At 62.8% G+C, this 19,934-nt stretch carries 20 protein-coding genes, 1 tRNA gene and 1 riboswitch; of the genes, 14 read left to right on the plus strand and 7 right to left on the minus strand.

Annotated elements, in window-relative coordinates:
- Positions 1-266 precede the first annotated feature (266 nt).
- The 3 genes from AC3WVQ_RS17370 to AC3WVQ_RS17380 are packed head-to-tail and all read right to left on the minus strand — an operon-like array spanning position 267 to position 6,053.
- Positions 267-3,635, minus strand: coding sequence for an error-prone DNA polymerase (locus AC3WVQ_RS17370; protein ID WP_110818900.1), 3,369 nt, complete (start codon positions 3,633-3,635; stop codon positions 267-269).
- The gene (locus AC3WVQ_RS17375; RefSeq protein WP_250806588.1) at positions 3,632-5,215 is read right to left on the minus strand and encodes a Y-family DNA polymerase; all 1,584 of its coding nucleotides are present in this window, start codon (positions 5,213-5,215) and stop codon (positions 3,632-3,634) included. The genes AC3WVQ_RS17370 and AC3WVQ_RS17375 overlap by 4 nt, the downstream gene beginning before the upstream one ends.
- A complete protein-coding gene (locus AC3WVQ_RS17380; protein ID WP_090295274.1) occupies positions 5,100-6,053 on the minus strand; it encodes an ImuA family protein in 954 nt (317 codons plus the stop codon). Before AC3WVQ_RS17380 ends, AC3WVQ_RS17375 begins: the two co-directional genes overlap by 116 nt.
- Before the next feature lie 169 nt (positions 6,054-6,222).
- Between AC3WVQ_RS17380 and AC3WVQ_RS17385 the strand changes: the two genes are divergently transcribed.
- Complete coding sequence (locus AC3WVQ_RS17385) at positions 6,223-6,657, plus strand: metallopeptidase family protein (RefSeq protein ID WP_034802708.1); 435 nt, start codon at positions 6,223-6,225, stop codon at positions 6,655-6,657.
- Positions 6,658-6,932: 275 nt separating this feature from the next.
- Here the strand turns inward: AC3WVQ_RS17385 and AC3WVQ_RS17390 are convergent, their stop codons facing one another.
- A complete protein-coding gene (locus tag AC3WVQ_RS17390; protein ID WP_034802710.1) occupies positions 6,933-7,139 on the minus strand; it encodes a DUF1737 domain-containing protein in 207 nt (68 codons plus the stop codon).
- Positions 7,136-8,041: an HpcH/HpaI aldolase/citrate lyase family protein gene (locus AC3WVQ_RS17395; protein ID WP_090295273.1), complete on the minus strand. Its 906-nt coding sequence runs from the start codon at positions 8,039-8,041 to the stop codon at positions 7,136-7,138. The genes AC3WVQ_RS17390 and AC3WVQ_RS17395 overlap by 4 nt, the downstream gene beginning before the upstream one ends.
- A gap of 125 nt (positions 8,042-8,166) precedes the next feature.
- Here AC3WVQ_RS17395 and AC3WVQ_RS17400 point away from each other — a divergent pair, with 125 nt between their 5' ends.
- The 9 genes from AC3WVQ_RS17400 to AC3WVQ_RS17440 all read left to right on the plus strand — a co-directional run bounded on the left by AC3WVQ_RS17400 (position 8,167) and on the right by AC3WVQ_RS17440 (position 15,369).
- On the plus strand, positions 8,167-8,421 hold the full coding sequence (locus tag AC3WVQ_RS17400; RefSeq protein WP_060521435.1) for a hypothetical protein: 255 nt from the start codon (positions 8,167-8,169) through the stop codon (positions 8,419-8,421).
- 217 nt (positions 8,422-8,638) lie between these two features.
- Positions 8,639-9,055: a VOC family protein gene (locus tag AC3WVQ_RS17405; protein WP_034802718.1), complete on the plus strand. Its 417-nt coding sequence runs from the start codon at positions 8,639-8,641 to the stop codon at positions 9,053-9,055.
- Positions 9,056-9,210: 155 nt separating this feature from the next.
- Positions 9,211-9,816 carry a 3-isopropylmalate dehydratase small subunit gene (leuD, locus tag AC3WVQ_RS17410; RefSeq protein ID WP_034802725.1) on the plus strand — a complete coding sequence of 202 codons (606 nt, stop codon included), beginning with the start codon at positions 9,211-9,213 and terminating at the stop codon, positions 9,814-9,816.
- 9 nt (positions 9,817-9,825) lie between these two features.
- A complete protein-coding gene (locus AC3WVQ_RS17415; RefSeq protein WP_492382879.1) occupies positions 9,826-10,206 on the plus strand; it encodes a RidA family protein in 381 nt (126 codons plus the stop codon).
- 104 nt (positions 10,207-10,310) lie between these two features.
- Complete coding sequence (locus tag AC3WVQ_RS17420; RefSeq protein WP_034802731.1) at positions 10,311-11,150, plus strand: AAA family ATPase; 840 nt, start codon at positions 10,311-10,313, stop codon at positions 11,148-11,150.
- The gene (locus tag AC3WVQ_RS17425) at positions 11,147-11,590 is read left to right on the plus strand and encodes an NUDIX hydrolase (protein ID WP_090295271.1); all 444 of its coding nucleotides are present in this window, start codon (positions 11,147-11,149) and stop codon (positions 11,588-11,590) included. The genes AC3WVQ_RS17420 and AC3WVQ_RS17425 overlap by 4 nt, the downstream gene beginning before the upstream one ends.
- Before the next feature lie 242 nt (positions 11,591-11,832).
- A riboswitch (SAM riboswitch) is annotated at positions 11,833-11,910 on the plus strand.
- Between the two features lie 61 nt (positions 11,911-11,971).
- Positions 11,972-12,898, plus strand: coding sequence for a homoserine O-acetyltransferase MetA (gene metA / locus AC3WVQ_RS17430; protein ID WP_034802737.1), 927 nt, complete (start codon positions 11,972-11,974; stop codon positions 12,896-12,898).
- A gap of 6 nt (positions 12,899-12,904) precedes the next feature.
- Positions 12,905-14,089 carry a vWA domain-containing protein gene (locus AC3WVQ_RS17435; RefSeq protein ID WP_090295270.1) on the plus strand — a complete coding sequence of 395 codons (1,185 nt, stop codon included), beginning with the start codon at positions 12,905-12,907 and terminating at the stop codon, positions 14,087-14,089.
- A gap of 263 nt (positions 14,090-14,352) precedes the next feature.
- A complete protein-coding gene (locus AC3WVQ_RS17440) occupies positions 14,353-15,369 on the plus strand; it encodes an aldose epimerase family protein (protein ID WP_034802744.1) in 1,017 nt (338 codons plus the stop codon).
- 166 nt (positions 15,370-15,535) lie between these two features.
- Here AC3WVQ_RS17440 and AC3WVQ_RS17445 read toward each other — a convergent pair.
- A tRNA-Gly gene (locus AC3WVQ_RS17445) sits at positions 15,536-15,610 on the minus strand.
- 251 nt (positions 15,611-15,861) lie between these two features.
- On the opposite strand from AC3WVQ_RS17445, the gene AC3WVQ_RS17450 reads away from it, so the two are divergent.
- From AC3WVQ_RS17450 to AC3WVQ_RS17465, 4 genes are all read left to right on the plus strand, one after another.
- Entirely contained in the window at positions 15,862-16,371 is a 510-nt protein-coding gene (locus AC3WVQ_RS17450; protein WP_082572987.1) for a prolyl-tRNA synthetase associated domain-containing protein, read from the plus strand.
- A gap of 58 nt (positions 16,372-16,429) precedes the next feature.
- Positions 16,430-17,404: a thioredoxin gene (gene trxA / locus AC3WVQ_RS17455; protein ID WP_034802750.1), complete on the plus strand. Its 975-nt coding sequence runs from the start codon at positions 16,430-16,432 to the stop codon at positions 17,402-17,404.
- 192 nt (positions 17,405-17,596) lie between these two features.
- Positions 17,597-18,277: an LON peptidase substrate-binding domain-containing protein gene (locus AC3WVQ_RS17460; protein WP_034802753.1), complete on the plus strand. Its 681-nt coding sequence runs from the start codon at positions 17,597-17,599 to the stop codon at positions 18,275-18,277.
- 11 nt (positions 18,278-18,288) lie between these two features.
- Complete coding sequence (locus AC3WVQ_RS17465; RefSeq protein ID WP_034802755.1) at positions 18,289-18,477, plus strand: Trm112 family protein; 189 nt, start codon at positions 18,289-18,291, stop codon at positions 18,475-18,477.
- A gap of 166 nt (positions 18,478-18,643) precedes the next feature.
- Here the strand turns inward: AC3WVQ_RS17465 and AC3WVQ_RS17470 are convergent, their stop codons facing one another.
- Positions 18,644-19,858 (minus strand): ubiquinone biosynthesis hydroxylase, encoded by a 1,215-nt coding sequence (locus tag AC3WVQ_RS17470; RefSeq protein ID WP_034802758.1) that lies wholly within the window; start codon positions 19,856-19,858, stop codon positions 18,644-18,646.
- Between the last annotated feature and the right edge of the window lie 76 nt (positions 19,859-19,934).

A 19,934-nucleotide genomic window follows, 5' to 3' on the forward strand; every position in this document is an offset into this window, starting at 1 on the left:
GGGTGGATTAGAACGACTCTAAACTTGACAGAAAACTTCGCCTTTTCAGAATTTTAGAGATTCCTGAGCGACTGCGCCTGCAAACCCTGAATGGGTCATGAGGCGCACAGCCTGCGACATTTTTACACACCTCCGGTCGCGACGGCGGGAAACCCTGCCCATGACCCCGCGCCGGAAGCATTCCATGGAATCCCTCCGACGTATCTGGCCGTCCCTTCGCCAAACCGCCCCACACAATCGGGAGACAGCAAAGCCGGGTCGGGCTTTCAATGGAAATTGCGCCCCTTCGGCATCACGTCGGCCACCTCGGCTGTCGCTCGATCCGGGTTGCTGGAACTGCTGCCGGAATGGCGGGGGATCGGTAGGCGCTGGTCGCCTTGCGCCCGCTTCATGCGCGCGTCGCCGGTCGGTCTCAGTGCCTCATCGGCACGCTCGCTTGCGCCGAACCGCCGCGCTTCCTTGCGCAACAACCCGAGCATCGGCGTGATATCCTCGATGTGCTCGGCGACCACATGGATGACGCTGCTTTCGCGCTGCAGCCGGCCGCGGATCTTCACGAGACGCGCACCCATGACCACCGGCCGATAGGTCGCAAACACCTTCGGCCACACGATCGCATTGGCAACACCGGTCTCGTCCTCGATCGTCATGAAGATGACGCCCTTGGCCGAACCCGGACGCTGGCGGACGAGCACCAGCCCGGCAACGCTCACCCGCCGCCCGACCGGAGCGGTCGCAAGCATGCGGCTCTGGACGATTCCTTGCGCGGCAAGCGTGTCTCGGAGGAAGGAGACCGGATGCGCCTTCAGCGAGAAGGAGAGATAACGATAGTCGTTGATCACCTGCTCGCCTGCCAGCATCTCCGGCAGGATCATCGCGGGCTCCGGCCGCAACTCCTCTCTCGCAGCCCCCTCGAAAAGCGGCAGCCGCTCGGCCGCACTTTTTTCATCGAGCGCCTTCACCGCCCAGAGCGCCTTGCGCCGATCGAACCCGATCGAGCGGAAGGCATCCGCATCCGCAAGCCTTTCGAGCGCGGAACGGGAGAGGCCGGAGCGCAGCCAGAGATCACGAACCGACCCGTAACCGGCGCCCCGGTTGGCGACGAGTTTATCTTCGAGTTCCCTTTGGTTCAGCCCCTTGATCGAATTGAAGCCGAGGCGCATCGCCTTCGTCGTCCTGATGACGTCCTCCATCTCGCGGTGGCGCGGCTCGATGGCGTTGCGATCCAGCCCCCCTTCTTCGAGATCGGCATCCCAGACCGAGTGGTTGATATCGACAGGCAGCACCCGGACCCCATGCTCGCGCGCATCGCGCACCAGTTGCCCGGGCGCATAAAAGCCCATCGGCTGCGAATTCAGGAGCGCCGCGCAGAAGACATCCGGATAATAGGTCTTGAGCCAGGAGGAGACATAGACGAGCAGCGCGAAGGACGCGGCATGGCTCTCGGGAAAGCCATACTCGCCGAAGCCTTCGATCTGCTTGAAGCAGCGCTCGGCAAAGTCCCGTTCATAGCCGTTCCTGACCATGCCCTCGATCATCTTCTCGTGGAAGGTATGGATCGTGCCGGTGCGCTTGAAGGTCGCCATGGCCCGGCGCAACTGGTCAGCCTCGCCGGGCGAGAAGCCTGCGGCAGTAATCGCGATCTGCATCGCCTGCTCCTGGAACAACGGCACGCCCAGCGTTCGCTTCAGCACGGCCTCCAGTTCAGGACTTGGATATTCGATGGGAATTTTTTTATCCCGCTGCTCCCGCCGCTTCAGATAGGGATGCACCATGTTGCCCTGGATCGGCCCGGGCCGGACGATCGCCACCTCGATGACGAGATCGTAGAAGATGCGCGGCTTCAGCCTTGGCAGCATGCTCATCTGCGCCCGGCTCTCGATCTGGAAGACGCCGATCGTATCGGCGCGACAGATCATGTCGTAGACGTCCTTCTGGTCATCCTTGAAGAGCTGATGCAGCGTTTTCTGCTCGTTGTAATGCCGGTCGAGAAGCTTGAAGGCACGGGCGATGCAGGTCAGCATGCCGAGCGCCAGTACATCGATCTTCAGGATCTTCAGCGTGTCGAGGTCGTCCTTGTCCCACTCGATCATGTAGCGGTCGGGCATCGCCGTATTCATGATCGGCACCACCTCGTCGAGCCGGTCGCGGGTCATCACGAAGCCGCCGACATGCTGGGAAAGATGGCGCGGGAAACTCATCAGCTCGGTGGCGTAATCGAGCACCTTCACCGTCGTCGGATCCTTCGTATCGAGCCCGGCCGCCTGCGCCTCGCGCTCCGAGAGATCGGCGACCGACCAGCCCCAGACGGAACCGGCAAGCGCCGATTGCACGTCTTCTGAGAACCCGAAGGCCTTGGCGGTCTCTCGGCCGGCCGAGCGCGCCCGGTAGCTGATGACAGCCGCCGTCAGTCCCGCATGCTCCTTGCCGTAGGTGCGGTAGATATGCTGGATCACCTCTTCCCGCTTCTCATGCTCGAAATCAACGTCGATATCCGGCGGCTCGTCCCGTTCGGTCGAAAGGAAGCGGTCGAAGAGCAGGGTGGTCTTAAGTGGATTTACCTCGGTGATGCCAAGGCAATAGCAGACGGTGGAATTCGCCGCCGACCCGCGGCCCTGGCACAGGATGTCGGCGCCGCGCGCGAACTGCATGATGTTGCGCACTGTCAGGAAGTAGGGCTCGTAGCGTTTCTCTGCGATCAGGCCGAGTTCGTATTCGATCTGCCTGGAAACCTGTTCGGAAATTCCTTCGGGATAACGCTCGCGCGCGCCCTCCATCGTCAGCCGCCGCAGCGTCTGCGTCGGCGTCTCGCCCGGAATGCTCTCATCCGGATATTGATATTCGAGATCCGACAGCGAGAACTTCAGCCTCTCGAAGAAATGCCCGGTATTGGCGATCGCTTCCGGATAGTCGCGGAAGATGCGGATCATTTCGGCGGGCGTCTTCAGATGCCGCTCGGCATTGGCATGGAGCCGATAGCCTGCGGTCGCGATCGTCACATGCTCGCGGATGGCGGTGACGACATCGGCAAGCGGCCGGCGGCCGGCGGCATGAAACAGCGGACTGTTGGTGGCGACGAGCCTGACCGACGCATGGCGGGCAATGGTTGCAAGCCCGGCAAAGGCGAACTGATCGAAGCCATCATAACGCGGCACCAGCGCCAGATAGAGCCGGTCGGCGAAATGCGGTTTCAGTCGCTTGAGAAAATCGGCAAGCAGGGTTGCCTCCGGTGCGCCGATAACCGGGTCCGGTAGAACCGCAAGAAGCAAATCCTCGCCCCATTCGATCAGATCGGTCTCGTAGAGCGTGCAGGTGCCCTTCTTGGCGCGCAGGTTTCCGGCGCTCAGCATTCGGCAGAGATTGCCCCAGCCGCGGCGGTTCAAGGGATAGGCGAGCACGTCGGGCAGATCTTCGGCAAAGGTGAGCCGCGCACCGGGCTGGAAAGCCGACTTCTCCACCTTGGCCTGCGCATGGGCGCGCACCACGCCGGCGACCGTGTTGCGATCGGCAATGCCGAGGCCGCCAATACCGAGGCGGCTCGCCGCAACGACCATCTCACCCGGATGGGAAGCGCCTTCGAGGAAGGAGAAATTCGACCAGGCACCGATCTCGAAATAGGGGGTAGCGTCGCTCATGCGAAGACTCCATGCATGAACCAGCGCGGCGGGGCGCTCGCGCCATAATGACCCTCGCGAAACAGCCAGAACCGCCGGCCGCTATCGTCCTCCACCCGGAAATAATCACGCTCCAGCGCCGGCTCGCCATCAAGCCACCATTCGCCGGCGATCCGCTCCGGCCCCTCAGCGCGCGCGATACGGTGCAATGTGCGCCGCCAGCGAAAGCTTCTCGGCGGCCCCTCCGGCACTTCGGCCACCGCCTCCACCGGCTCGGGACTTGGAAAGAGCCGCTGCGGCCGGGCGGCGGCAGCAAGCAGGGGCGCCGGGATGTTGTTACCCGGTTCCTCAGCCTTGCCGATCAGCGCCAGGTCCGTGAGCGGCCGGAAGCTTGCCGCCCGCTCCGGCACATGGCTTTCCGAGAGCGCCGGCACCATGAGGCTTTCTGCGCCGAAGCGCGCCATGACCCGGTCGGCGAAGGCGGCAAGCGGACGCTCGCGATCCGGCGTGCCAGAGAAATCCTCCTGCATCACCTCGTATTTTTCGCTCTTCGGCACCGAAAGCCTGAGGATTTCGAAGCCGAAGCCGGCATCGAGATCTTCGTGCACCGCCTGCAGGCGTTCGCGGAAGAGACCCGCGACGCGACGCGGCTCGTTGAGCGGCGAGGACGTGCCGGCGGCGATGCGAAAGACCGCACCGTCGACGCGGAAAAGCAGCAGTTCGAACAGGCGCCCGCCCTCGCCGCGCTTCTCCAGTTCCGGTTTCAGCCGCAACGCCAGTTCTTCCGTCAGGCCCAAAATATCGTCTTCACCCTGGACCGGCTCGCCGAGCCGCCGCTCTGCCGAAAGGGCAGCGACGGGCAACCGTGGCGACAGCGGCTCGTCCTCGCGCCCGAGCGCCTGGTCGAGACGCAGAAGCAGGGTTGCGCCGAACCGGCGGGCGAGCGGTGCGCGCGGCGCCTCGATCAGGTCGCCGATCTGCTTGAGCCCGACCCGGCCGAGTGTTTCGATCGTTTCCTGCGGCAGCCGCAGCGCCGCCATCGGCAAGGGTGCCAGCGCTCGCGCCGCCTCGTCCTCGGCAAGGATAGCGTCGGAGCCGAAACGCGCCACCGCCCAGGAGAGCCCGGCGGACGAAGAGATCGCCGCCCGGGCCTCGACCCCCAGATGAAAGAGGCGAGCGAGCAGATCGTCGAGCAGCGCTTTTTCCCCGCCGAGAAGATGGGCGCAGCCGGTGATGTCGAGAAAGAGGCCGCTGTCGCCGTCGAGCGCGACGAGCGGCGTGTAGCGGCAACACCAGTCCGCCAGCCCTGCAAGCAGCGCCCGGTCGGCGGCGGGATCGGCCGGCAGCACGTCGATCTCGGGACACATGGCCCGCGCTTCGGCGACACCCTGGCCGATATGAAACCCACGCCTTTCAGCGAAACCATCGAGCGCAACGAGACGCATTGCGCTCTTCACCTTGTCGGCGAAGACGACGGGCGGATGCTCAGGACGCCCGCGGGAAAGCCACGAGTTCCCCCAGCGCTTGCGCGCGACCCGATCGGCCGGAAGATGCGGAAAGGTGAGCGACAGAATGCGCTGGTTCTGGATCTGCCGCAGCAGCGGCTGGTAGGGGCTCGACGGGGTAAAGGCGGCGGTCATGGGGGTTCCACTCCAGGAAGAAGCCGAGCGGCGCAGGAGCCCTGCTCTTCTCGGCAATGACGTGAAAGACGGGATGGCCGATGCTGCCGCGAAGCATCGATCCATCCGGTAGCGGTCGCTCGCGCGCCGGCGCCGGCTCGACGAGGAAGCGGAAGAAGGCGCTGCTCGCCTCCTCGTGTCCGGATTGGCGCAGAAGCAGAAGGGGGACGTGGCCAGCGCGCGAGCGCACATGCAGGCGTCGGCTCTCGCTGAGTGCCAGGGCGGCCGGGTTGCCGCGAATTTCAAGGATGACGGCACAGAAGCTCGGCACGGAAAGCGCGGCCTCGGCGATCCAGAGCGCATCCTTTATCGTGCGTGGCAGGCTGAAGACGAGGCCGCGGACATCGAGACCAAAGGCCTTCAGACCCAACCCATAGGGCATGCCCGCCTCGGTGGAAGCCATCGACTGGCTGATCCAGAGAACGGGGGCGGCCGGCTCGCCCTTTTCAAGCCGCGCCCGTTGACAGAGCACGCTGAGTGCTGCGGCAAAACCGGCGGCTGCACCGGCATCGCGCGTCTCGGCATTGCGGATTTCCGTCATGCCTTCGAGCGGCAGGCCGCCTTCGAGAAGGTCGTCCAGATCGGGAACGCCGAGCGCCAGCGCCTTGCGGCCAGGCTCGTCTTCTTCCCGTTGACGGAAGCCGCCGGGATCGGCCGCCTTGGCGGCGCGCACGACGCCCGGAAGCCGACGGTTTTCGATCCTGGCTATGGTTTCTCGGAGCGAAAGTACCGTCTCCCGCTGCACGGCTGTGTCGGCCATGACGGTCAACTCCCATCAGAATGTTCATGTTATGTTCTATTAGATTCCAGAGCTTCCTAAATGAGTCAACAGCCAATTCTAAGAATTTATTCCTGTCTCTGTGGTCAAGGAATTCAACACTCGAAAAACAAAGGCAAAATCGCTATATGGAGGGCAACAAGGAGTGCCTATGGCCCGCATTGACCAGACCGATGATTGGCGGGAACGCCACGCACCGACGCTTACCACTTTCGAGCAGCTTGCGCTGGAGGCCTATGGCCACCTGCCGCAGGAATTCCGCCAGCTGACGACCGACCTTATCATCGAAGTTGCCGACTTCCCGAGCGACGACGTTTTCGAGGACATGGCGCTGGAAACGCCTTTCGACCTGCTCGGCCTCTTCGAAGGCCGCGGCATCAGCGAACGCTTCACCATGGAAACCGGCCAGTTTCCGAACCGCATCACCCTCTACCGCCGCCCAATCATCGACTATTGGGCGGAGAACGAGGAGACGCTGGGTGACATCATCACCCACGTGCTGATCCACGAGATCGGCCACCATTTCGGCCTCTCCGACGACGACATGGAACGGATCGAGGCCAGCGTCGAGCACGTCGGCGGCTGACACTTCATTTGCCTATCATCGCGCGGTGAGGGCCGCCCCTCATCCGCACGGTGAGGAAGCCTCTCATCCGCCTGCCGGCACCTTCTCCCCGCAGGCGGGGCGAAGGAAACTCGCGATACGCATCCCAATCGGAGCACGACCGATTCCAGAAAGCAGGCCTCACACGCCGATTGTGAGCATCAACCGCGTCCCCTCGCCCCGCCTGCAGGGAGAGGTTAGTCCTCGGGCTAAACCCGAGGAGAGGGGCAAACCTGCGCGACGGCAAACAGCCTCGACTACTGCTCCGACAGCTTGATATCCGGGGTGTATTCCTTGCCTTCGACCTCCTTCACCACCGCCTGGCCGCACTGCATGTGCTGCGTGTCGGCATTGAAAGCATAGGTGGGCGAGCCATGCAGGCTCCAGCCCTGGTTTAGCGCCGCCGTCACCTTGTGGCAGAAGGAAGCGTCGTCAGGGCCGGTCAGGAAGCGGAAGAGTTTCAAGATCTTGTCTTTCGTTTTTCGATGAGGTCCGCCTTGGCGGCAAGCGTGACGGCCTGGTCGAGGTGCAGCCGCTCGACCATCCGCCCGCTGAGGTTGATGACGCCCTTGCCGGCGTTTTCGGGCAGCGCGAAGGCGGCGATGATCGCGCGCGCCTCGTCGACGGCGATCTGATCGACGCCGAAGCGCTCGTTCGCCGGGCCGATCTGCGCTGGATGGATCAGCATTTTGCCGTCATAACCCATGTCGCGGCCCTGCCGGCATTCCTCGTCGAAACCGGCACCATCGCGGAAATCGTTGAACACGGCGTCGATGACATCGAGCCCGCCGCCGCGCGCGGCAAGCAGGATCTGCATCAGCCAGGGGATGAGATAGGGCCGGCCCGGACGATCCGGAACGCCGGTCTCCTTGCGCAGGTCGTTGAGGCCGACGACGAAACAATCGAGCCTGCCACTGAAGGTACGGCCGGCCTCGGCGATTGCCGGCGCGTTGATCACCCCGCGTGGCGTCTCGATCATTGCCCAGAGGCGCAGCGTCTCCGGCGCATCGTTCTCGTCGAGCCAGTCGGCCGCCGCCTGGATATCCGCCGGGCTTTCGACCTTCGGCAACAGGATGGCGTCGGGATTGGCCGCAAGCGCCGCAGCAAGATCGCCCTGACCATAGTCGGAGCCGATCGCATTGATGCGAATGACAATCTCGCAATCCGGCCGGCTCGCCGTCAGATACTGCACCAGCGCCGCACGCGCTTCCACCTTGCGCTCGGGCGCTACCGCATCCTCGAGATCGAAGATCGCGACATCCGTCGCGAGTTCCGCGACCTTGGCAAGCGCGCGGGCATTGTCGGCCGGCACGCAAAGCACCGAGCGGCGCAGGCGTACAGGGTGATGTTCGCTCGATTTGTTCATGCTTCAGTTGTGCCCGCCTTTGCCGCGTTCCGCAAGACGAGGCGAACCGCCGCACCCCTTTCGAAAGCCCGCCTCTTGCAAGTCCGAAGGCGCGCCCCCACATCGCCATCAGAAAGGTGACGATTATGCAAAGCATTCGCTCTGTTCTCTTTACGGCCGCAGCCCTGACCATCACGTTCGCGGCCTTTGTGCTTACCGCCTCGCTGGCGCTGGCACTGGCCGGCATCGCCGCCGTCGTCGTGGTCGGCAGCGCCATTGCCACCCGGCTGAATTTCAGGCCTGCCCGCGCCACCGCGCGCCCGGCTGCCGCAGGTGCGGCCCAGGGCCAGCGCGAGATGCGCATCTGGAACGACGGCCGCGGCACGATCATCGACCTCTGATCCCCCTGGGTGTCGAAATCGATCCCTGGGCGTCGGAATCGATCCCCGGCGATCATTGCAATCGGGCCGATCCGTGATCGGCTCGAACCCTGTTGGCGGCCTTGAAAAACGTCATGGCTGCGATTTTTTTTCGACCCCATGTCGGATCGGAGATTCCATGTCCGTCCTTGAGGCAGGCCAGCACGGTCCTGGCTCTTCGAACAGGATGGAGAACGATATGGATACCCAGACGCAGCAGCCGGCACCGGTCCTCAACGGCCTTCTGCCCTATCTTCAGGTCGATGGCGCCGCCAAGGCGTCCGAATTCTACCAGCGCGCCTTCGGGGCCAAGGAAGTGGGCCGGCACCCGCTCGACGAGCAGGGCCGCACGATGCACATCCACCTCTATGTCAACGGCAGCTCGCTGATGCTCGCCGATGCCTATCCGGAATACGGTCATCCGCTGGAAAAGCCGCAGGCCTTCACCCTGACGCTCACCGTCGACGACATCGATGCCTGGTGGGACCGTGCGGTTGCCGCCGGCACCGAGGTGGTCATGCCGATCGAGGTGATGTTCTGGGGCGACCGCTACGGCCAGCTCCGCGATCCCTTCGGCGTTCTCTGGGCCATGAACAGCCCGGTGAAGGCAAGCTAAGTCCCTGCAGACAATCGAGATCCGGACGAAGCTCTCGCCGGGCGGGCATTTTCACCCGCCCGGCGAAGCGCATTTGAACAGATTTTCCTTCATTTCGGCGCAAAACTCATCTAAACGCTAGCGCAACATTCTTCTGAAATCGAAGGCCTGAAGTTATGGAAAAATTCGTCAAGCTCACCGGTGTCGCCGCCCCCCTCCCCGTCGTCAACATCGACACGGACATGATCATTCCGAAGGACTACCTGAAGACGATCAAGCGCACCGGCCTTGGCAAGGGCCTCTTCGCCGAAGCCCGCTACAATGAAGACGGCTCGGTCAACCCGGACTTCGTGCTCAACAAGCCGGCCTACCAGAACGCCAGCATTCTCGTTGCCGGCGATAACTTCGGCTGCGGCTCCTCGCGCGAGCATGCTCCGTGGGCGCTGCTCGACTTCGGCATCCGCTGCGTGATCTCCACGTCCTTTGCCGACATCTTCTACAACAACTGTTTCAAGAACGGCATCCTGCCGATCGTCGTCAGCCAGGCTGACCTCGACAAGCTGATGGACGACGCCTCGCGCGGCTCCAACGCCATCCTCTCGGTCGACCTGGAATCCCAGGAAATCACCGGTCCGGACGGCGGTTCGGTCAAGTTCGAGGTCGACGCCTTCAAGCGTCACTGCCTCTTGAACGGCCTCGACGACATCGGCCTGACGCTGGAAAAGGCAACCGCCATCGACAGCTTCGAAAAGACGGTCGGCGCCGCGCGCCCCTGGGCATAAAACGAAGATATGGCGCGCAAGCTCATCTCCTCGGGCTCGCCCTTCGAAAAGACGGCAGGCTATTCGCGTGCCGTCGCGATGGGTGACTGGTGCTTCGTCTCCGGAACGACCGGCTATGACTACGCCACCATGACCATGCCCGAGACGGTGGAAGAGCAGGCGCGCAATTGCCTGAAGACGATCGAGGGCGCGCTGAAGGAAGCGGGCTTCTCGATGAAGGACGTGGTGCGCAACCACTATTACGTCACCGATGCCAGCTTCGCCGACCGGGTGTTCCCGATCTTCGGCGAAGTCTTCGGCGAGATCCGCCCGGCCGCAACGATGATCGTCTGCGACCTGATCCGCCCGGAAATGCTGATCGAGATCGAGATCACCGCGCTTCGCGGCTGACCCCCCTGATCGCGCCCACCCTCAAAACGATTCCGATTTAAGCCATTATGCGATAGTCCATAGGGCATGACTTCGCCTGACTTACGCTGAACCGGAAGACGCCCATGCAATTTCAAGGCACCGCCGACTATATCGCCGACAAGGACCTGATGATCGCCGTCAACGCCGCGATCCGGCTGGAGCGGCCGCTGCTGGTCAAGGGCGAGCCCGGCACCGGCAAGACCGAGCTTGCCCGCCAGATCGCCGCCGCCCTTGGCCTCGAACTCATCGAATGGAGCGTCAAGTCGACGACCAAGGCACAGCAAGGCCTCTATGAATATGACGCCGTGTCGCGGCTGCGCGACAGCCAGCTCGGCGACGAGCGTGTCAACGAGGTCCGGAACTATATCCGCAAGGGCAAGCTCTGGCAGGCCTTCGAGGCCGATCGCCGCGTGGTGCTTCTGATCGACGAGATAGACAAGGCCGACATCGAGTTTCCGAACGACCTGTTGCAGGAGCTCGACCGCATGGAATTCCATGTCTACGAGACCGGCGAGATGATCGGCGCGCGTCACCGGCCGATCGTCATCATCACCTCCAACAACGAGAAGGAGCTGCCGGACGCGTTTCTGCGCCGCTGCTTCTTCCACTATATCCGCTTCCCCGATGCAGACACGCTCGCCCGCATCGTCGAGGTGCATTATCCCGGCATCCGCAAGACGCTGCTTTCGGCGGCGCTCGCCGCCTTCTACGACATCCGCCAGGTGCCGGGGCTGAAGAAGAAGCCCTCCACGTCAGAGGCGCTCGACTGGATCCGCCTGCTCGTCGCCGACGAGGTCGATCCGGCCGACCTCAGGGCCGATGCCAAGACCATGTTGCCGAAGCTGCACGGTGCGCTCCTGAAGAACGAACAAGACGTGCACCTCTTCGAGCGCCTCGCCTTCATGGCCCGCCGCGACGGATGAGGCCGGACGCGCACAAGGTCCTGATCTACGCCACCTGGCAGGACCGCCTGCTGGTCTTCGACGAGCCGGATTTCCCAGAGATCGAGCTGCAGGTGCCCGGCGGTACGATGGAACCAGGCGAAAGCCCGGAGACATCGGCTCAGCGGGAATTCATCGAGGAAACCGGGCTGACGCCGCCGGAAGCACTCACCCATCTCGTCACGCAGGACTACCACTACCCGAAGGACGGCAGGACGATCTGTCATCGGCGGCACTACTTCCACATCGCCCTTGCCGGCGAGCAACGGCAGACCTGGATACATCAGGAAATGACGCCCTTTGGCGGCGGTGACCCGATTCGCTTTCGTTTCTTTTGGCTCGGTATCGATCAGGCTGACCGCCGGCTGGGTTATGGCATGCGGGATGCTCTAAGCCTGCTGCAGACCAGCCCCTCTCCCTGACCCTCTCCCCGCGGGCGGGGAGAGGGGACGAGGACGACGGCTGCCCCCAAGCCGAGACGTGCCGACAGCGAACCCGGCTGCCAAGATGGGCCGAACGGTCGCTGAGCTTAGCTCGTGGAACGATCGGGTGCGGCAAGGCCGCTTCTCCCCGCCAGCGGGGAGAAGGTCGCGGCAGCGGGATGAGGGGCAGCCGCCCCCTACGCGAATCGTTTTTCTTGACCCCCGCGGCCCACTCGCGCTATCAAATTCTCCGTGGTGATTTGGCCGGCCGGCTTGCAGCCACGTTAAACAAGTCGCTAAAGGGCCGAGGAAAGTTGGATTTCCGAGGACCGGTCGCGATCAATCGCCGCCGGTTTTTTTGTATTGATCGAGTGGAAGCCCATGCCCATCAAGATTCCCGATACGCTGCCCGCCTTCGAAACCCTCGCGCATGAGGGCGTGCGGGTGATGACCGAGACCGTGGCGATCCGTCAGGATATCCGCCCGCTCCAGATCGGGCTCCTGAACCTCATGCCGAACAAGATCAAGACAGAGATCCAGATGGCGCGCCTGATCGGCGCTTCGCCGCTGCAGGTGGAACTGTCGCTGGTGCGCATCGGCGCTCACCGCGCCAAGAACACCTCGGAAGATCACCTGCTCTCCTTCTACGAGACCTGGGAAGAAGTGCAGGGCCGCAAGTTCGACGGTTTCATCATCACCGGCGCCCCGGTCGAGACGCTCGAATACGAAGACGTCACCTATTGGGACGAGCTGAAGCGCATCCTCGACTGGACCGAGACCAACGTGCATTCGACGCTCAACGTCTGCTGGGGCGCGATGGCGGCAATCTATCACTTCCACGACGTGCCGAAGTATCCGCTGAAGGAAAAAGCCTTCGGCGTCTATCGTCACCAGAACCTCAACCGCTCCTCCGTCTATCTCAACGGCTTCTCCGACGATTTCGCCGTCCCCGTTTCGCGCTGGACCGAAGTGCGCCGCGCCGACATCGACAAGGTGCCGAGCCTCGAAATCCTGATGGAATCGAAGGAGATGGGCGTCTGCCTCGTGCACGAGAAAAAGGGCAACCGGCTCTACATGTTCAACCACGTGGAGTATGATTCGACCTCGCTGTCGGACGAATACTTCCGCGACGTGGATGCGGGCGTGCCGATCAAGATGCCGCACGACTACTTCCCGCACAACGATTCGACCCTGCCGCCGCAGAACCGCTGGCGCAGCCATGCACATCTCTTCTTCGGTAACTGGATCAACGAGATGTACCAGACGACGCCCTACGATCTCGCGGAGATCGGCACCGGGAAAAGCTGAGGTCAGATGTTCATTCCCTTCTTCCTCGAACTCAAGGCAGCGAAGGTCCCGGTCACGCTCCGGGAATTCCTGTCCTTGATCGAGGGGATGGAGGCGGGCATCGCCACCTTCGACGTCGAAGCCTTCTACTATCTTGCGCGCACGGCACTGGTGAAGGACGAACGCCATATCGACCGCTTCGACCGGGTGTTCCAGCACTGCTTTTCGGGTCTCGAAGCAGTCAACCCGATGGAAGCGAGCGAAGAGGCCACCATCCCCGAGGATTGGCTGCGCAAGCTCGCAGAGAAGCATCTGAGCGAGGAAGAAAAACGCCTGATCGAGGCACTCGGCGGCTTCGACAAGCTGATGGAGACCTTGCGCCAGCGGCTGCAGGAGCAAAAGGGCCGCCATCAGGGCGGCTCGAAATGGATCGGTACCGCCGGCACCTCGCCTTTCGGCGCCTATGGCTACAATCCCGAGGGTGTGCGGATCGGCCAGGACCAGTCGCGCCACCGCCGCGCCGTCAAGGTTTGGGACCGGCGCGAGTTCAAGGATTATGACGACACGATCGAGCTCGGCACGCGCAACATCAAAGTGGCCCTGAAGCGGCTCCGGCGCTGGGTGCGCCAGGGTGCCGCCGACGAACTCGACCTCTCCGGCACGATCCGCGCCACCGCCGAACACGGCTATCTCGACGTGGTGACGCGGCCGGAGCGCCGCAATGCGGTGAAGCTTCTGATGTTCTTCGATATCGGCGGATCGATGGACGATCATATCCGCATCGTCGAGGAGTTGTTTTCAGCGGCTCGCAGCGAGTTCCGCCATATGGAGCATTTCTACTTCCACAATTGCGTCTACGAGGGCCTGTGGAAGGACAATCGCCGCCGCCGTGTCGACATTACCCGTACGACGGAAGTGCTGCGCACCTACGGCGGCGACTATCGCGCCATCTTCGTCGGCGACGCTTCGATGAGCCCCTATGAAATCAGCCACCCCGGCGGCTCGGTGGAGCACTGGAACGACGAGGCGGGCGCCCTCTGGCTCTCTCGTCTGACGGCACATTTTCCGCGCTCCATCTGGCTCAATCCCGTGCCCGAACAGCACTGGGGCTATACCCAGTCGATCACGATGGTGAAGGGCCTGTTCGAGGGACGAATGTTCCCCTTGACGCTCGCCGGCCTGCAGGAGGCGACCAAGCAGCTGTCGCGCTGACATGTCTGCCGAGAGGTCGCTATAGCACCTTGAATAGCTGGATGTTTTTGCTCTCAGGCCGGAGACGGCGCCAGGCCGCATTTAGTATGATTTTCCGGTTGCCGTGCCTTTGGAAATGACGCAGGTTGCTGCGATCGCACCGTTGCATGTTTCCTTGGATCCTAACCGAGCCAAGGACAAAACATGCAGCAATTCAAAAGTGTACGGCGACCTTTGTGCGTCTGCGGAGACGCGCAGCGCTGTAGTGGGAGCCAGCGGTGAATATGCATCAGAACACGGAAATCTTCGGCCACCTGCCATCCGGCGAGCCGGTCCATCGTGTGGTGCTCTCCGGTGGCGGCCTCACCGCCCATGTCTTGACCTGGGGCTCGGTGATCCAGGACCTGCGCCTGGAAGGCCATGAGCCGCCGCTGGTGCTCGGTTTCACCGATCTCGAAAGCTATCTCGCCCATTCGCCCTATCTCGGCGCCACGCCTGGACGCTGCGCCAATCGCATCGGCAACGGCCGCTTCACGCTCGATGGCGAGGCCTACCAGCTCGAACTGAACGAGAAGGGCGTCACGCATCTGCACGGCGGCAGCGACAATATCGGCAAGCGCAACTGGACGATCCTAAAGCAGACGCCCGACAGCATCACGCTCGCCATTACCGACCCGGATGGCCGCGCCGGTTATCCCGGCAACTGCAAGGTCACCTGCACCTACCAGCTGAAGCCCGGCGGCGTCTTGAGCGTCGTCTACGAGAGCGAAACCGACCAAGCGACGCTCGCCAATGTCTGCCAGCACAGCTATTTCAATCTCGACGGCAGCGCCGACGCCCTCGGCCACGACATCATGATCGCTGCCGACCATTATCTGCCCACCAGCGAACGCCAGGTGCCGACGGGCGAGATCCGCCCGGTCGAGGGCACTGCCTTCGATCTGCGGGAAATGACGCGGCTCAGCCGCCAGACCGAAGGCGAGCGTATCGCCTACGACCATAATTTCTGCCTTTCGAACGAACGCATGGCGAAACATTCGGTGGCGCTTGCTCGCAGCATCGATTCGGGTGTCACGATGGAAGTGCTGACGACCGAGCCCGGCGTGCAACTCTATACCGGCGCAAAGCTGAACATCCCCGTCCCCGGCCTCGAGGGCCGCCGTTACGGCGCCTTTGCCGGCTTCTGTCTCGAAACCCAGATCTGGCCGGATGCGGCCAACCACGCCGGCTTCCCGAACGCGGTACTTCGCCCCGGCGAGATCCGCCGGCAGGAGACGGACTACGTGTTCATGAAGAGCTGAGCGCGGAAACGGCGACCGGCTTTACCAACAAAGGCAAAATGCAAAAGGAGCCGTCTCGGCGGTCCGAACCACATGGTGCGGACGGCACTATCGGCGCATGGAATGCCTGACGGCAAATGCCGTTTCATTCCAGAAATGACTGTGAAATGAAGTGGTTGGGAGAAATTGGAGCGGGTGAGGCGATTCGAACGCCCGACCCCAACCTTGGCAAGGTTGTGCTCTACCCCTGAGCTACACCCGCTCATCATCCAAGGTCCGGGGGTAGTCGGTGGACCGTGGCGTCGGCGCTGTCTTGCGGCGACGGGCGGTATATGGCCTAAGCGATTTTGGAATGCAACAGGGAAATGACGAGAAATCGAATATTTTTTTGGACACCCTTCGCAAAGCCCGGAAATGCCGCGTTTTCGGCCGGCCTCGCCGCCTGTGAGATTGCGTCCTGACGGCCTTCTCCCCTAAAGCAGAGACGAAACGAACGCCGTGGGGATGAGAATCATGCGTGAATCACAGCCGAAAACCGCCGAAGACCTCTTCAATTTTCTCGATGGACTTGGAATCGAGTATAAGACGAAGAACCACGCTCCGGTTTTCACCGTGGCCGAATCGGTGGCGCTTCGTGACGAGATGCCCGGTGGCCACACGAAAAACCTCTTCGTGAAGGACAAGAAGGACAACTATTTCCTGCTCACCGTCGAGGAGCACGCGACGGTGGACCTGAAGACCGTGCACCAGGTGATCGGCGCGGCAAGCAAGGTATCCTTCGGCAAGCCGGAGAAGCTGATGGAGTATCTCGGCGTCATTCCGGGGGCCGTAACCGCCTTCGGCGCGATCAACGACACCGGGGGCAACGTCAAGGTCATCCTCGACGAGGCGCTGATGACGTTCGATATCGTCAACTGCCACCCGCTTTCCAACGACGCAACGACCTCGATCGCTTCGAAGGATCTGTTGCGCTTCATGGAAGCGACCGGACACGAACCGCTTGTCTTGAAAGTCACGGCCTGACATACGATCTTTGGCGCGAATGCAGTAAGCTGGCGGACGAGCCGGCGAGGAGAGAAGAATGACGGGCAGCGACAATCCCTATGCAGGGTCTTTCGGCACTCAGATGACGGCTTCGGCCTCCTTCGGCCAGCCGGCGCCGGCGGCCGCGTCGGGCGGTGACCTGATCAAGGAAACCACCACTGCCAACTTCACCAAGGACGTGCTCGAAGCCTCCAGGCAGCAGCCCGTTCTCGTCGATTTCTGGGCGCCCTGGTGCGGTCCCTGCAAGCAGCTGACCCCTGTCATCGAAAAGGTGGTCACGGAAGCCGCAGGCCGCGTCAAGCTCGTCAAGATGAACATCGACGATCATCCCTCGATCGCCGGCCAGCTCGGCATCCAGTCGATCCCGGCCGTCATCGCCTTCGTCGGCGGACGCCCGGTCGACGGCTTCATGGGCGCAGTTCCGGAAAGCCAGATCAAGCAGTTCATCGAAAAGATCGCCGGTCCCGCCGTTGACGACAGCAAGGCCGAGATCGAGGCGGTTCTCGCCGACGCCAAGGCGCTCATCGATGCCGGCGATGCCGAGAACGCCGCCGGCCTCTATGGCGCCGTGCTGCAGGCCGACCCGGAAAATGTCTTGGCGATCGCCGGCATGGTCGATTGCATGATCGCGCTCGGCCAGCTTGCCGAGGCCCGCGAGGCGCTGTCCAGCCTACCGGAAGATCTTGCCAAGGATGCCGGCATTGCCGCCATCGGCAAAAAGCTCGACCAGATCGAGGAAGCCCGCAAGCTCGGCGATCCCAACGAGTTCGAACGGCGCCTCGCCGCAAACCCCGATGATCACGAGGCGCGCGTGCTGCTCGCCAAAATCCGCAACGTCGAGGGCGACCGGATGGCTGCGGCCGACCATCTGCTCACGATCATGAAGCGCGACCGGGCTTACGACGACGACGGCGCGCGGCGCGAGCTGCTTTCGTTCTTCGAGGTTTGGGGCCCGAAGGATCCGGCAACCATCGCCGCGCGACGCAAGCTCTCGTCGATCCTGTTCTCCTGAGCCGTCAGACATGTTTTTGAAAGGGGCGCTATCTGCGCCCCTTTTCGTAAGCGGATCCGATCACGATCCATCTTCACCTGTGAAGATCGACGGGCTCGTCCCTTGAGATTTTCAAGCAGCGCACCATCTTTTGATCTGGTTGACCACGCTTCCTTGGCGGGGCAAAGCGAATACCGGCAGGGTCTATCGGAAATGCACGTCGGAAATGCACGCTATCTCGGTCCGAAGGACTTGCCGGAGATCATTCCGGTGTTTCCGCTGACCGGTGCATTGCTGCTTCCCGGCGCCCAGCTTCCCCTCAACATCTTCGAGCCGCGCTACCTCGCCATGCTCGATGACGCCCTTTCCGGCAACCGCCTGATCGGCATCGTACAGCCGTCCTTCTGCGAGGGCCGCAACGACACCGCCACCGGACCGATGCAGGCGCTCTGCGAGGTCGGCTGCATCGGCCGCATCACCTCCTTTGCCGAGACCGGCGACGGCCGCTACATCACCTCGCTCACAGGCGTCTGCCGCTACCGGCTGTTTTCGGAAGTCGGGGGCACCCGCGGCTACCGTCGCTTCCGTATCGGCCCCTTTGCGGCAGATCTCGAAAACCGCGACGACGAGACCCTCGTCGACCGGGCAGCGCTTCTGGCCGCCTTCAAGGCCTATCTCGAAGCCAACAAGCTGAAAGCCGACTGGGAAAGCGTCGAGCGGGCGAGCAACCGCACGCTCGTGAACTCCATGGCGATGATGTCGCCCTATGGCCCGGCGGAGAAACAGGCGCTGCTCGAGGCTCCCGATCTCAAGACCCGCGCCGAAACCCTGATCGCCATCACCGAAATCGTGCTTGCGCGCGACTTCGGCGATATGGACAGCATTTTGCAGTGAGCAACGGATAGATGGATATCAACGCCAGCAAGGTCGATCCGAAACTGCTCGAACTGCTCGTCTGCCCGCTGACCAAGGGACGCCTCAGCTATCACGCCGAAGCCAATGAACTGATCTCGGAAAAGGCGCGCCTCGCCTATCCCATCCGCGACGGCGTACCGATCATGCTGATCTCGGAAGCACGCAAGATCGAGGATTGAGGGCCGCGTCGACCCGTTACCCGTAGAGTTCTCGACTGCCCCTCATCCGGCCTGCCGGCCACCTTCTCCCCGCAAACGCAGCGAGGCGTCCCCTCTCCCATCCTGCGAGGAGAGGGCTAGTCCTCGGGTTTAACCCGAGGAGAGGGGCAACCCCAGCCGTAAAGCCTCAGATCGGCTGACCCGACAACAACCGCGGATCGGTCTCCCCGGCAATACCGGCCGCCTGGCGGATAAAGAAGCTCTTGAGAGATGGCAGCCGGTCGACGAGGCCCAGGCCGAAATCCCTGGCGATCCGGACCGGGGTGATGTCGTTGGAAAACAGCCGGTTGAGCACGTCGGTCGTAACACCCATGCGGAACGTGTCGAAACGCCGCCAGCTCTGGTAGCGCTCAAGCACCGCGAGCGAACCGATGTCGAGCCCGAGACGATCCGCCTCGACGATGGTTTCGGCAAGTGCTGCCACATCCTTGAAGCCGAGATTGAGCCCTTGCCCCGAGATCGGGTGAATGCCATGGGCGGCGTCACCGGCAAGCGCGAAGCGTGGTTTCACGAAATCGCGGGCAAGCGTCAGGCCGAGCGGAAAGGCCCGCCGTCCGCCGACCACCTTCAGGTGACCAAGCTTGTGGCCGAAGCGGCGCTCCAGTTCTTCCTCGAACAGGAAATCGTCGCCCTTGACCAGGCGTTCGGCGTCCTCGGTGCGCTCGGTCCAGACCAGTGACGAGCGATTGTTCTTGAGCGGCAGGGTGGCGAAAGGCCCGGCCGGCAGGAAATGCTCCTCCGCCGTGCCCTCGTGCGGCCGCTCATGCTCGACGGTGGTGACGATGCCGGACTGGCCATAGTCGAATTCGACGGTCTTGATGCCGGCGGCATCGCGCAGCTTGGAGCGCACGCCGTCACAGGCAACCAAAAGACGGGCCTCCAGTTCTTCGCCGCCGGCAAGCGTAACGGCAACTGCGTGGTCGCCGCTCTTGAAGCTCTCGACCATGGTCGACTGGCGATTGACCACGCCGAGCGCCGAGCAGGCACCGCGCAGTGCGCCGACCATCGCCGTATTAGGCACCATATGGGCAAACGGACGACCCTCGCCGCCGTCACCGTCGAAGGTCAGGAACACAGGCCGCACCGGATCGGCCGCCTTCGAATCGGTAATCACCATGCGGCGGATCGGCTCGGCCTCCGGCGCGATCTCATCCCAGACGCCAAGCACGTCGAGCATGCGCTCGGCCGCGGACGCAACGGCGGAAGCGCGCTGGTCCTTCTTCCAGGCGCCTTCCGGCGCGCCGTCGATCACCATCACGTCGAGATGAGGCGCCGCCTTCTTCAGCGAAACCGCGAGCGAAAGGCCGACATAGCCGCCACCGGCAATCAAGACATCGAGCATCGGCTTTCTCCGTCGCACTTGAGCATCGTTTTATGTCTATATAGATCAATGCCATCGACGTTCCTACCATCGGAGA

The sequence above is a fragment of the Ensifer sp. EB106-05-01-XG146 genome (assembly GCF_058791875.1).